This is a genomic window from Mesorhizobium sp. WSM1386 (genome assembly GCF_055901595.1).
This window is the reverse complement of sequence record NZ_CM148373.1, coordinates 4,286,001-4,299,882: the sequence shown is the minus strand read 5'-3', so window position 1 is coordinate 4,299,882 and position 13,882 is coordinate 4,286,001. Positions and strand designations below refer to the sequence as shown.

The 13,882-nt window shown below is 57.3% G+C and carries 10 protein-coding genes; 3 read left to right on the top strand and 7 right to left on the bottom strand.

Annotated features, from left to right (window positions below):
• Nucleotides 1-34 precede the first annotated feature (34 nt).
• The 6 genes from AC0NIH_RS20995 to AC0NIH_RS20970 form a co-directional block, all read right to left on the bottom strand.
• Nucleotides 35-1,039, bottom strand: coding sequence for an enoyl-CoA hydratase/isomerase family protein (locus AC0NIH_RS20995; RefSeq protein ID WP_473468113.1), 1,005 nt, complete (start codon nt 1,037-1,039; stop codon nt 35-37).
• 249 nt (nt 1,040-1,288) lie between these two features.
• Nucleotides 1,289-1,948 carry a response regulator transcription factor gene (locus tag AC0NIH_RS20990; protein WP_473468081.1) on the bottom strand — a complete coding sequence of 220 codons (660 nt, stop codon included), beginning with the start codon at nt 1,946-1,948 and terminating at the stop codon, nt 1,289-1,291.
• Nucleotides 1,949-1,989: 41 nt separating this feature from the next.
• On the bottom strand, nt 1,990-2,364 hold the full coding sequence (locus AC0NIH_RS20985; protein ID WP_473468083.1) for a response regulator: 375 nt from the start codon (nt 2,362-2,364) through the stop codon (nt 1,990-1,992).
• On the bottom strand, nt 2,361-5,441 hold the full coding sequence (locus AC0NIH_RS20980; RefSeq protein WP_473468086.1) for a PAS domain-containing protein: 3,081 nt from the start codon (nt 5,439-5,441) through the stop codon (nt 2,361-2,363). The genes AC0NIH_RS20985 and AC0NIH_RS20980 overlap by 4 nt, the downstream gene beginning before the upstream one ends.
• Before the next feature lies 1 nt (nt 5,442).
• Nucleotides 5,443-6,099: an MEDS domain-containing protein gene (locus tag AC0NIH_RS20975; RefSeq protein WP_031249958.1), complete on the bottom strand. Its 657-nt coding sequence runs from the start codon at nt 6,097-6,099 to the stop codon at nt 5,443-5,445.
• A 294-nt stretch (nt 6,100-6,393) separates the two neighbouring features.
• On the bottom strand, nt 6,394-6,684 hold the full coding sequence (locus tag AC0NIH_RS20970) for a response regulator transcription factor (RefSeq protein ID WP_342447485.1): 291 nt from the start codon (nt 6,682-6,684) through the stop codon (nt 6,394-6,396).
• On the opposite strand from AC0NIH_RS20970, the gene AC0NIH_RS20965 reads away from it, so the two are divergent.
• From AC0NIH_RS20965 to AC0NIH_RS20955, 3 genes are all read left to right on the top strand, one after another.
• Nucleotides 6,673-6,936 (top strand): hypothetical protein, encoded by a 264-nt coding sequence (locus AC0NIH_RS20965; RefSeq protein WP_473468115.1) that lies wholly within the window; start codon nt 6,673-6,675, stop codon nt 6,934-6,936. The genes AC0NIH_RS20970 and AC0NIH_RS20965 overlap by 12 nt on opposite strands.
• Before the next feature lie 613 nt (nt 6,937-7,549).
• A complete protein-coding gene (locus tag AC0NIH_RS20960; RefSeq protein WP_473468088.1) occupies nt 7,550-11,059 on the top strand; it encodes a PAS domain-containing sensor histidine kinase in 3,510 nt (1,169 codons plus the stop codon).
• 482 nt (nt 11,060-11,541) lie between these two features.
• Nucleotides 11,542-12,138: a redoxin domain-containing protein gene (locus AC0NIH_RS20955; RefSeq protein WP_013895499.1), complete on the top strand. Its 597-nt coding sequence runs from the start codon at nt 11,542-11,544 to the stop codon at nt 12,136-12,138.
• A gap of 392 nt (nt 12,139-12,530) precedes the next feature.
• Here AC0NIH_RS20955 and AC0NIH_RS20950 read toward each other — a convergent pair whose 3' ends face one another.
• Entirely contained in the window at nt 12,531-13,829 is a 1,299-nt protein-coding gene (locus AC0NIH_RS20950) for an epoxide hydrolase family protein (RefSeq protein ID WP_473468090.1), read from the bottom strand.
• Nucleotides 13,830-13,882 lie beyond the last annotated feature (53 nt).

Genomic DNA, 13,882 nt, shown 5'->3' with positions numbered 1-13,882 from the left:
TTGACGTTGCTCCGTTTCCCAGTCTCCGCAACCGCTACCGATACTTGGCTGTATATTCGTTGAGGTTTCTCTCGACGTTCCCGGGCCGCTGCAGTCCTTCCTCGACGAGCACCTTCAGACGCGCCTGGGCCGCAGGCCGTTGTACGGAAGTGATGAACGCGTCCCACCCCGGCTGCATCTCAGAATCCGGTGGCAGGCTAGCTTGATTGATCAGAGTCTTGGCGTCGGCAATCGCCTGCCCGTCGAACGACGCAATTCGCGTCGCCAAGGCGTCGACAAAACTGTCCAATTGTGAATCGGGCAACGCCCGATTCACATAACCGTAGCGCTCGGCAAGTTCGCCATCAAAGCCCTCGGCACCGATCAACATCTCCATGGCGCGGCCGCGGCCGACCAGCCGAGGCAGCCGCGCCATAGGGCCGCCTCCAGGAACAAAGCCGGCGCCGACTTCAAACTGCGACACAACCGCTTTCTCTCGACTTGCAAAACGCATATCCGCCGCGAGCGCAAGCTCGCTGCCTATGCCACTCGCCCGCCCCCGAATTGAAACAATCGTCGCAGCCTTCAGCCGGCTTATGCGTACCATGACGTCAGGCACGGGATGCATACCCGTTGGCCCGGGCTCCATGCCGGTGGAATCCTTAAGGGGACCTAGCAGGTCGTAGTGAGCTATGAAATAGCCCGGGACCGCGCTGTCAAACACCACGACCTTGACCCTCCCGTCGGCTTCGATCTGACCAACAATTTTTGCAAGCTCGCGGACTTCGGACGGGCCGACGATATTGAGTGGAGGATTGTTGAAAGTGACTTCCCAGTAGGCCTCGCTCTTGCGTGTCAGTCGGATCTTCTCCGTCGTTGTGCTCAGTGTCGCTGCAGGCGGTGCGCTAGCAGCACTGGGCAACTTTGATTCCTCTGCGAAAACATGCGCGGACCCTTGCAGGACGGCGACAACGGAAAACAACAATGCCGACTTCTGAATCTTACAATACGTCATAGCCACTTTACCTCGCCAAACGTTAAAACCCGCAACATCCGCCATGATCAAACAACGGCGCCATAGGCTGCGTTAAGTCATCCCGATACGTAAAAACCATCTGCCACGGCGTCTCATCGCCAGCCATAAGTCCGATCTTCAATTAATATTTCAGTCTATCTTGCCCATCAAAATAGATGTACCAAGATCGCGCGCGCGACCATAGTACGATGGTATCGTCAATACCTTGGGATTGATGGGCTTCCCATTGCGCGATGTCGTTTGGATCGAGGCGCCAGGCGCGGTGAAAAGTCTCTACTGAGTGATGCCCAGTCGGGCCGCCATATTCACCAGCTGGGCCAGTGAGCGAGCCTGCATCTTGCGCATAGCTTGGCCACGATGCGCCTTGACTGTGATCTCGCTGATACCGAGCTCAAAGCCGATTTGTTTGTTCAATAGACCCGAGACAACCAGCGTCATAACCTCTTGTTCGCGACGGCTAAGCGACGTATGGCGATCCTTGAGGGCCTGGAATTCAGAATCGAGAGCAAGCGCGCTCTTGCTTCTTTCAAGTGCCAGCTTGATCGCACTCAAAAGTTCCTCGTCGTCGAATGGTTTGGTCAAAAACTCGATAGCCCCAGCCTTCATCGCCTTGACTGTCATTGGTACGTCGCCATAGCCGGTTATGAAGATGATGGGCATAGGGGTACGCTCGTTAGCCATCAGACTCTGCAGGTCGAGCCCACTCAGATCCGGCAGATTGACATCCAAGATGAGACAGCTCGAAACCAGGGCCATCTGGGGTCGATCGAGGAAATCTTTTGCTGAACCGAAGGTCTGCGGCCGCCAACCCGACGAGCAGATTAGCAACTCTAGCGATTCGCGCACCGAAACGTCGTCGTCTACAATAAACACCACGGATGCTTCGTCCGACATTGCGACGCTGCCCAGTTCAGCTGCTCCACCCGTGTACATGGCAAATTATCCTCCTAGACCGGCATTAACAATCACCACCTTCAAGGCTTACAGACCGCCAGTTGGAGAGCCTCCTGAAGGGCCCTGTCGCTGAACGGCTTGAATAAACACTCGACCGCACCCTGTTCGATGAGACGAAGCCGCATGGCGCTGCTCCGCTGCGCGGTAATGTAGACGATCGGAATCTCTTGCCCGCGACGCGCTAGTTCCTCTTGCAGTTCGGGGCCTGTCATGACGGGCATGGTCACATCGAGAACCAGGCACTTGGTTTCATGGATGCTGTCAGACGCCAGAAACTCCGTTGCCGAAGCGAACGTGTCCACCCTGAAACCCAGCTCCTTGACCAAATCTGGTAAGGACTCGCGCACCGATTTATCGTCGTCAACAACTGAGACCAGTGCACCCGCAGGCTTCATCTCGTTCCCACCGATCTTCGAACACCACCGACCGCGGACGCCGTACCAACACTCACATCCTGCACAGACGATCGCTCTCTGGAGTATTCGGGCACAGAAAACGTGAACGTCACTCCCGGGCCATCATTTGCCGCTGCCCATAGACGCCCGCAGTGGCTCTCGATGATGGAACGGCTAACGGACAATCCCATCCCCATGCCTTCATTCTTGGTGGTGTAGAAAGGTTCAAAGAGCCGCTCCGCATTATCTGGGCCGAAACCCGTGCCGGAATCCCGTACAGATAAGCGCACATGATCATCTTCATCGGGCTCGGTCTTGATTATTAACTTCCTGGGGCGATCATCGACCCCGTTCATGGCGTCCACTGCGTTGCGCAGCAGATTCATGATCACCTGCTGAAGCTGGACACGATCTCCCGCAACGAGCGGCAGACCCTCCGCAAATTCAGGCTGAAGAACCACGCGACTGCTCTGAAGGTCACCCGACGACAAGGCGATCACCTCCCTTGCCGCCTCGTTCAAATCCACCGACTGAACGGTAGGAGCTCGCTTGCTGAAGAGAGCGCGCAATCGCGTTATTACATCTGAGGCTAGATTGCCGTCGCGTATGGTTCGCCGGGCGGTTTCGCGTGCGCCGTCAATGTTTGGAGGATCGGCTGCCAACATGCGGAGGCAGGTGCTGGCGTTGGTGATGATCCCCGACAACGGTTGACTGACTTCATGGGCAATCGAAGCGGTCAAGACTCCGAGGCTCGAAACCCTGGTTACATGTGCGAGTTCAGATCGGGCCCTGCCAAGTGCTTCTTCAGCCTGCCGCCGCTCCGTCACGTCCTGAACCGCGGTGAGGCATTCCATGCGGTCATCCTGATGACGAATGACCCTGCCAAACGTGCGTAGATATTTGACCCTGCTATCCGGCATCCGCAGCCGGATCTCATAGCCCAGATAACTCTGCCCGGTGCGAACCCGAGCCATCTGGGCAGACAGCGACTGGAGGTCATCCGCGTGGATTCGCTCACGCAGGCGCTCAAGCGTCACAGGGGAGTTCGGATCGAGTTCGAAGATATGATAGAGTTCCTCGGAAAAGGCGATCTCGTCAGTATCCAGCCGCCAGGAGAACGCGCCGGTGGAACTTAAGCGTTGTGCTTCCGAAAGCAACGTTTCGCTCCGCCGGAGCGCTGCCTCTATAAGGGAACGTTCGATCGCAATGCTGGCGATCTGTGTGGCGTGCGCGATGAGATCCTGATGGTGCGGCGAAGGGCTCGCAGGCTTCCGTTGGACGATGCAAAAGGTGGCAAGCACCCGCCCCTCTCTGGAACAAATCGGCGTGCTCCACACCGACCTGTATCCGTGCTTCAGAACATGTAGCCGCACAGGCGACGTATACCAGCGGGGATCGGATTCCATGTCCACTGCGACCACCTGCGTTTTTTGATAAGCCGCTATGCCACATGGCAACAGATCGCCGTCGACCGGCATGCCGGCAATCGGCGCGATGTAGTCGGGAGACAAAGAAGGAGCCACGGCATATTCGAATGTCGAGCTGCTCCAATTTATCAGGTGGACGTCACAGAAGCAGTCGGGGGCGGCGTCTTCGACAAAAACGCACAACGCGCTGAGAACATCCCGAAGCAAACTGCCCGACGCGATCATCTCCAGCAAATGCTTTTCGCTGGCGACAAAAGCTTCCGCCCTTTTACGACCCTCAATATCGTGACTGATGCCGTACCATCGGATCACTTTTCCAGCTTTGTCGTGGACCGGCACGCGACGGGCAATGTGCCAGCGATATGCCCCGTCACTTGCACGCACGCGGTACTCATGCTCGAACGGTTCTCCGGACGCGACACATTCGTGCCATTTGCGCTCTTCGAGTTCGATGTCATCTGGGTGGATCGTGTTTCTCCAGCCACCACCCGCCAAATCGTCGGTTGAGAGCCCTGTAAATTCTCGTCCGCGCTCGTTGATAAAAATACGCGTGCCGTCGGCCGCGAAAGCCCCAACCAGGGCTGGAATGCCGTCGACCGTTCGTTGAAGCTCGCGTTCGGCTTCAATTGCTTTTTCCTCGGCGCGTTTGCGTTCATCGATGTCGACGTTCACCCCATACCATTTCACGACGTCGCCGCGTTCATCCCGCGTCGGATTGGCGCGGAGCAGAAACCACCGATAACTCCCATCAGATCCACGCAACCGAGCTTCAGCCTCCCCTCCTTCACCCGAAGTCAAGAAGGTGTTCCACGCTGCGAGCAGACCTGTTACGTCGTCAGAATGGATCGCAGCCGTCCAGCCCCAACCTTGCCCCTGCTCCGCTGAAAGCCCCGCGTAGTCGAGGTAGTGCTGGCTCAGAAACTCGGTATACCCATCTGGGCGAGTCGCCCAAGCCAAGGCCGGAATTGTATTGATAATCAGCTTCAGATCGTGCTGACTTGCCGCCAGGGCTTCCTCGCTTCTGCGCAGTGCTTCTTCCGTCCGGCGCCTGTCCTCGACTTCCTGAGTCAACGTTTGATTGGCCGCGACAAGTTCACCTGTTCGTTCCGTAACACGCCCGTCAAGTTCCGACGCCAGTCGCTTCTGTTCGCCTAGTTGACGGGCCCCCTGCAGGGCAACGACAGCCTGATTTGCGGCAACTTTCAAGAGAAGCCCGTCGGTCTGGTTCGGAAAGTCGGAGCTCTGCGACCCGGTGACCACGACACCGACCTCTCCTTGCAGGCCGAGCAACGCCAACCCAGCGAAGAACTCGACGCCTCCAATATGGATCTGCCCGCTCGGCGGCCATTTCGACGCGGCATCGCCAAACATCTGATAAAGGGCTCGCCCAATCTCCTCCGGCTTTACTTGGACGATCGAATGAGCGAACCGCGCGATCTCGATCGGCCATTCCGTGTCCGCGTCGAACAGACGCACATAAACAAAATCAACCGGCAACATGGCAACAAGCACGTCAAGCAAGGTCTCAGCGATCTGAGGAGGACTTCCTCCGGCCCAAATGGCGGGTAGAGCAAGCAGGCTCACCAAATCGTTCATCGAGCGCTTAAGCCGTTGAATCTCTTCGCCAAGGGTGGCCAGCGCAGGTTCCATGCTAGCTCGTCGTCTTGTCGGGCGACACCTGACCCAGCCGCCGTTGACGGAGCTCGCGAAGGAAGTCCTCAGGCGGCATAAAGAATGGATTCTGTTGCAAGATGCCGCCAATGACGATCATCGGATGGGTCCGCATGATGTCAACGACCGTATCGCCACCAAATTTTGCCAAGTCGTACACGCAGATTACCGCGTCATCGTGACGGGACCATACGTCGTTTACCCGAGCTTCAAACTCCACCAGGTCGTCAATATGCGACCTCACCTCGGAGGCCCAATCCATGTGGCAGACAATGCGACTGAGGGGAAATCCACTCTCGGCATTCCCGCTGGCCAGCGTTTCAAACACCTCCAGCATCCGGTCTTGATCGAACCGACCGTCCCGGAGGTAGGCTTCGGTGTTGGTGCGAAATTCAAGCTGACCGCTTTGCTCCGCAGTTGTCGTGTCGATGCCCGCCATTCTTAGTCGGTGCAAATGCCTGCAGCGCTCGCCTGGATTAACAATGTGAATGATTTTGTCGCCGCATGCGAAACCATCCTGCATGAAGGGAAACAACACACGAAAGGCATCATCGTCGCCGTTGAAAAATGCACAGGCATGACGCATGTCCCCAAGTTGGGATCCCGCAAAAGGAATGGGATGTGGGGTCTTCCTCATGAAGCGTCGCCTAGCGGAACGTGCCTACCTCCGAACCATGAATGCACCCGGCCGACACGAACGTCTATTATGCGTTGGTGTCGATTTTGGATGGGCGAGATCGACACCCTTATCGAAAAAGAGGGCACCATGCCGTTTGGCGTCTAGCGAGGTTCGGGTGCCAGCGCGTTATGATGGAAGCGTCACTGCTTCAGGGCGGCCATCGTGGTCGGGAAGACCATCCGTGGACAAGACCGAAGGCCTGGGATCCGGGCTGGAGGCGGACCGGCTCATGAGCGACGTCCGCTCGGGCGGTCAGCGCATTACAGCGTTGATCGCATCGAGTAGTGCAGTGTCCGTGAATGGCTTCAGCAGGCATTCGATTGTCCCGCTTTGGCGCAGACGACGGCAAAATTGCTCATCTCCATGGGCCGTTATAAAAACAATTGGTATCTGTCGGCCTTGTTGCGTCAGCTCGCGTTGGAGCTCGATCCCCGACATCCCTGGCATTGCGATGTCAAGGACCAAGCACTTGGTGTGATCGACTAGTCTCGAGGCCAGGAACTCTTCCGCGGAGGAGAACGCTTCGGCTCCGTGACCAAACATGCCAATGAGGTCAGGAAGCGCCTCGCGCACGGACTCATCATCATCGACAACAGCGATAATTGCGCGTTCCATCATCATACGCTTCCGATATTCTCCGCCAAACTCGGCGGCATGCCCCTAAAGCAGTTCGACGAAATTCTCACACTGCGCGAAAGAAACGCAAGCCACAAAGAAGAGGCAGAGTGCGTCAAGGCAAAACGCCCCGCCGCCGGCACGCTGATGCTGACTGCGACCGCCGCGCCAGCTTGGTAAGCCGAACGTACCCAGGACCGCTCCGGCAGAAAATGCGCACAATCGGGCCCGCGTCTGGTAAAAATGATTTTGAGAAATAGTGCGGCAACCTGATCGAGTTCGGCATGTAGGCCGCATAGCATAGCCATATTGTTTGCATCTTTGAGGCGGCGGAGTGGAAGCTCTCTGTACTCAGCCAAGAGAGCGCCGGATGTCATCATTATCTCGCAGTTCGCTTAGAGCGCTCATTCATAGCCAGTATCGCCTGCAATGACGTCCTCACCACAGGTTACGGTGCCCCTGCTTAGCCAGAGAATCCATAGCACTTTGGTATCGACCGGGATCTTTCCATGTTGCTGAGTGCTATTGGTTGGTGAGCCGACACCAAGGCATAATGGACCAGCGCACCGAGTGGGTGCAAACTCGCTCGCGCGTATGTGCCAGCATCTTGGGAGGGCGGGTACATGATACGACGGGGCACCGACACAAACGTCGCCGGCAGGGGCTTTTTCGGAGATCACAGTTTAACATGGGACGTCAACGCGAGGGCGCTAGCGCGGAAACTGAGCGTCTGTATCGGTGCATGAATAACCTAGCCAGGTTGGTTGAGGTTCCCATCTTGCTAAGCGGCGACATGGCTTCCGAAGTCGTTTGCAAATTGCTCGATACGCTCGTCGATATGCTGAGGCTCGATTTTGCTTACATTCGACTGAACCAATCGTCGTACGAGGAACCCGTCGAAGTGGCCCGTGCAGGCCAGCAATTTGCCGTCTCACCCGAAGCGATCATCCGTGAGTTTCACGGACTAAACGAGGTTGATCTGGCTGACTGGCCATTGCTGAACAGCTTTCAAGGAGACGTTCCTATATCGGTCGCGGCCTTGCGGCTGGGGATACTCGCCGACATCGGAGTTTTGTTCACAGGGTCAAGAAGGGTCGATTTTCCACTGCAGACCGACAGCCTTGTTCTGAACGTAGCCGCAAACCAAGCGGGCGTGAGGTTACAGGAGCTGAAACTGTCGAGTGACAGGAGACGTCTGGCCAAGGAATCCTATGAGATCGCGGCTGAAGAGCCATCTGAAGTGGCCGTCCGCGAAAATGAAGACGACGCCAAACTGATAGCGGACAGCATTCCGGCCGGAATTGCTGTTTTGACGCCGACCGGCGAGATCGAAGCCGTGAACAGCTATATCGCTGGATACTTCGGCAAACCTAAGGATGAACTAAAGGGATGGGGAACAGCGGAGACGGTTCACCCCGCGGATATTCAGCGCGTCGTCGAATCTTTCAGATATTCGATAAAGGCGGGGATGCCTTATGAAGTCGAGGCGCGACTTCTCGGCGCCGACAACAAGTACCGTTGGTTTCAGATTAGAGGGCTTCCACTCGAGGATCGAAATGGGCGCATCATGCGCTGGTACTCCCTGCACATTGATATCGACGAGAGGAAGCAAGCCGAAGAGGCACTGCGGGAGAGCGAGGTCAATCTCCGAAAGATCATCAATACGATCCCCACATCCGCATGGTCTACCCTGCCGGACGGGTATTGCGACTTCCTCAACGACCGCTGGCTCGACTATGCGGGGTTCACATCCGACCAGGCCGTGGGATGGGCTTGGGCGGCCGCAATTCATCCGGATGACGCCAGTGGTCTGGCCGAGTATTGGCAATCGTGCCTCGCATCCGGCACACCAGTCTCGACGGAAGCCCGCATTCGTCGATTCGATGGAGAGTATCGATGGTTCCTGTTTCTCGCCAATCCGTTGCGAGATGAGGCTGGTACCATAATCAGATGGTACGGGACGAATGTGGACATAGAAGATCGCAAACGCGCAGACCAGGCGCTGCGGGACAGCGAAGTCAATCTCCGCAAGATCATCAATACGATTCCGACATCCGCGTGGTCTACCCTGCCGGACGGGTATTGCGACTTCCTCAATGACCGCTGGCTCGACTATGCGGGATTCACAGAAGACCAGGCGGTGGGATGGGCCTGGGCGGCCGCGATTCATCCAGACGACGCCAGTGGTCTGGCTGAGTATTGGCAATCGTGCCTCGCATCCGGCACACCAGTCTCGACGGAAGCCCGCATTCGTCGATACGATGGAGAGTACCGATGGTTCCTGTTTCTCGCCAACCCGTTGCGAGATGAGGCGGGTACCATAATCAGATGGTACGGGACGAATGTCGACATAGAGGACCGCAAACGAGCGGACCAGGCACTGCGCGAGAGTGAGCGCAACCTGAGACAGATTATCAACACGATTCCGACAGCTATATGGTCTACCCGTCCGGACGGCTACTGCGACTTCCTTCACGATCGCTGGCTTGACTTCACCGGTCTCTCGATGGAGCAGGCGGAGGGATGGGGCTGGCGGGTTGCAATCCATCCAGATGACTTTGACGAGCTTGTGCGATTTTGGAAGGCATCCCTCGCATCAGGCAGTCCAGGTGAAACCGAAGCGCGCATGCGCCGTTTCGATGGCGAGTATCGGTGGTTCCTCTTTCTCGGCGACACTTTGCGCGACGAAGGCGGAAACATCGTCAGATGGTATGGGACCAACGTTGAGATTGACGATCGAAAACGCGCGGAGCAAGCGCTGGTTGAGAGCGAGCGCCAGTCACGGCTTATCGTCAATACGATTCCGGGTCTCGTGGCTATTTTTGACGAAGATGGCGAACCGGAAAGTCTCAACGAGCAATTTCTCGAGTATCTTGGCCAGACCCTGGAAGAATTCGCGCACTGGGCGACCAACGGCACGGTCCATCCGGATGATCTCAGCCGCCACATTGACGCTCTAACGCAGTCGCTCGGGACTGGTCGGGGGATTGACTTTGAAACCCGGCTTCGACGTTTCGACGGCACCTATCGCTGGTTCCAGCTCCGAGGCCAGCCACTTCGAGCCAGCAATGGATGCATCGTCCGGTGGTACGTGCTGATGACCGACATCGACGATCGTAAACGCGCCGAAGAAGAGCTCCGGCGCAGCGAGGCGTTTCTAGCCGAGGGTCAGAATCTTGCACGAATGGGGAGTTTCTCCTGGGATGTCTCGAAAGCGGAGATGGTGTGGTCGGAGCAGCTCTATCGTATCTTTGATCTGCAGCCGGGCCTTCATGTGACTTTCCAGCTGATTGCGAGCCGCTTCCATCCCGAGGACATGCCAATGCTAGGCGATATGGTTGAACGGGCAGAGCGCGGTGAGAACGACCTGGAATACCGGCACCGGATCATCACGTCCGACCGGTCTATCAAACACCTGCACCTCATTGCACATGGCGTGCGAAACTCGATTGGCGCGATGGAGTATATTGGCGCGGTCCTCGACATCACACAACGTAGGCTCTCTGAAGAGGCGCTTGAGAAGGTGCGAACAGAGCTTGGATTGGCTATGCGGATCATGAGCCTGGGCGCCCTGACCGCATCTATTGCACACGAGGTCAACCAGCCACTGGCTGGCATCATTACGAATGCCGGAACCTGTCTGCGGATGCTGGCCGACGACCCACCAAACATAAATGGCGCTCGCGAAACGGCACGCCGGACCATCCGCGACGGCAATCGTGCGGCCGACGTGATAACGCGACTGCGAGCGCTCTTTAGCAAGCGAGCGGCCGTCATGGAACCCGTGGATCTGAATGAGGCGATCCGCGAAGTGATTGCGTTGTCCTTGGGAGAACTTCAGCGAAACAGCATTTCACTTATTACTAAACTTGCCACCGGACTCCCAATGGCGGCCGGCGATCGTGTCCAACTTCAACAGGTCATCATGAACCTGCTGCGCAACGCGATAGACGCCGTGATGACCGTCAGTGATCGCCCGAGGCGGGTGGTCATCGCGACCGAGCTTGGCGAAGACGGCAACATCCGGCTTTCCGTAGAAGATGCCGGTATTGGCTTCGGCGCTCAGGACATGGAGCAAATTTTTGAAGCCTTTTACACCACCAAAGCCGACGGCATGGGCATAGGGCTTTCGGTTAGTCGTTCAATCATCGAGAACCATCGCGGCCGCATTTGGGCAGAGGCGAATGATGGCTCAGGCGTAACCGTTTGCTTTTCAATTCCCGAATTCCTGGAGGATCGGACATCCCAACTTGATGGACGCGTGCCGACGCCAGGTGGCGCCGGCATGCAGAGGGGATTTTAGACCAGTTGGGACCGTCCCGATCTGGCGATAAGATCGGCCTGCGAGAGGAACTACCCCTCGCCGGCAATGCCGATGACCATACGATCTGAGCATCACCCTCCAAGGCCGTCACGACCTGTCCGAATTCCCAACGACTTCCGGCTCCATTACATTCAGAGCGGGCTGTGAAAAGTCGCTCCCTAACACGACGGTGAGAATGGAGAGAGGCGAATCTGCGGCGTCTTCGCATCCATCTAAAGGCCTCTGCGCTGACGCGGTGACAAGGTGTGGATTTTGTGGCTGATCGCGGGCGGCCACCATTGGAGGATCGTATTGCTAAGACCATATTTCGTACCAGAAGCTTCCATGTTACGATCACCACCTCATTCAATGGTATCGGCAACACTAACGTATAAATAGATTTGATCCCGCTCCCGCTTTGTAATCTCCTTTGTCTACAAGTTTGGTGACTCGAGTTTTGCGACTTGTCAGCGAGGATGAACATGCGGTCCAATGTCGTACCTGGCTCTATTTTCCCGGACTATGAGCTTTCGGATCACACCGCTGCACGGCGCAGGCTTTCCGAGTTGCAGGGAAGCGACCCTCTGGTCCTTGTTCTCGGCAGGGGTGGCTATTGCCCCAGGGATCGCCGGCAGGCGGAAGGGCTGGTCCAGCTGCATCGTGAAATGGAAGTGGGTTACTGCCGGCTTGTAACCATCACGACGGACAATCTTCTGGAGACGAACGAATATCGTTCCGGGGTAGGCGCCCATTGGTCTTTTCTCTCGGACCCGCGGCGCGTTGTACAGCAGGACCTCGATATTGCCGAGTACACGGATCCCGCGCACAACCCCATGATCCCTCACGTTATCGTCATGGAACCGGGGCTGATCGTTTACAAGATCTACAACGGGTATTGGTTCTTCGGGCGACCCACCGTGGAAGAACTGCGACAGGACATGCGTGCGGTTACGATGAAATGCCGGCCGGATTGGGATATCACCACGCCGGACCTCAGGAACGCGTGGCAGGCGGGTCGTAAGGAGCTCTTCTACCCCTACGGAAAGACTCGCGCTCAAACGCTTCGCGAACAGGAATGACTGGAAGATCACCCGCACGTATGTCGGGTGCATGTCAGCCGTTCAATCGCTTGTTCCGCCCGCCGCGACTGCGCTTGCGATCCGACGAGTGATGGATTGCTCCTAAACTTCCCAGCCGGGCCACCGATGCACGACAACGTGGATCAGCTCGGCGAAACTCAGCCCCCGCTTTACGACCCGTGATGCCAGGGCGCAGGGAGGTAGCTCATCATCCATGCAAGTCGTCGGCTGGCGATTGGCGTCGCTTGATCGGAGAGTGGACCAAGACCAGCCAGCAACGGCGAGCATACACACGTAAGGAGGCGCCGTGCTCGCCCCACCAAAGTGGAACGGCCACGGCGCCAAACGGCCCTGAAATTGGAGGACCGGAGCAGTTCTCTACACGGGCAGGATCAGGCGCTACGCAACGACCCGAACGCGGCCCGAAGCTCATTGGCGAAAACCTGCGGCTGTTCCCAAGCTGCGAAGTGACCACCTTTCGGGAGACGATTGTAGTAGATCAGCTTGGGATATGCCTTCTCGGTCCAACTCCGCGGCGCCGTGTAGATCTCGTCCGGAAACGCACTCACTGCGGTGGGGAGAGGCACGCCTTTTGGCGCGAAGAAGGCCAGCTTGCTTTCCCAGTAGAGGCGCGCCGATGAGACCGCGGTATTGGTCAGCCAGTAGAGCGCGATGTTGTCGACGACGTCTTCCTTGGACAGACCTTCGGACTTTCCGTCGAAGACGCGAGCGATCAGGTCGTAGCTGCGTGCATCGTGGTCGAGCATCCAGGCTGCCAGCCCAATAGGTGAATCGGCCAGGGCGTACAGCGTCTGCGGTCGGTTCGCCATCTCTTGCGCGTAGGCCAACCCATGCTTCCAAAAGAAGTCGAGTTGATCCCAAGCATAGCGTTCGTCGGCGGACAGATCGGAGGGCGCAGGGCCGCCCGTGGCGAGCGCGCTCGACACTTGATCCGGCAACGTGGCTGGCATGTTCGTGTGGATCCCGACAAGACCAGACGGCATCTGGAGGGCCATCTGCTCGGTAACGGCATTCCCCCAATCGCCACCCTGCGCTACATACCGCGTGTACCCGAGGCGGATCATCAGCTCGCCCCAGGCCCGCGCGATCCGGATCGGATCCCAGCCAGGCGCCGTCGGCTTTCCTGAAAACCCATGCCCCGGGAGCGAGGGGATCACCAGGTCGAAGGCGTCGGCAGCACTACCCCCATGGGCCGTCGGATCTGTCAGAGGACCGATGATCTTCAACTGCTCAATAATGGAGCCGGGCCATCCATGGGTAACGATGATCGGCAGCGCGTTCGCATGCTTCGAGCGAATGTGGATGAAGTGGATATCAAGCCCATCAATCTCAGTAACGAACTGCGGCAAACCGTTCAGATAAGTCTCGCAATTGCGCCAATCATATTCGGTCTCCCAGTAATGCGCGAGAGCCCGCATTGTCGCGAGCCGAACGCCCTGACTGGTATCTTTCACCGTCTCGCGCTCGGGCCAACGCGTGGCTTTGAGACGGTGCTTGAGGTCGACGAGATCCGCGTCTGCAACTTGGACGCGGAATGGACGAATGGCAGCAGTTCCGCCACTCGTCGAAATCGCTCCGGCGACACCCGGCGAGGTAACTATTGCAATAGCCCCTACGGCGGATGCCGCGAGAACTTCCCGACGGGTGGACATTGAAGATAATGATGACATCTGTACCTCCTCATAACCTGACCAAAGCTGCTCGCGTCGAGACAGCATCAGCC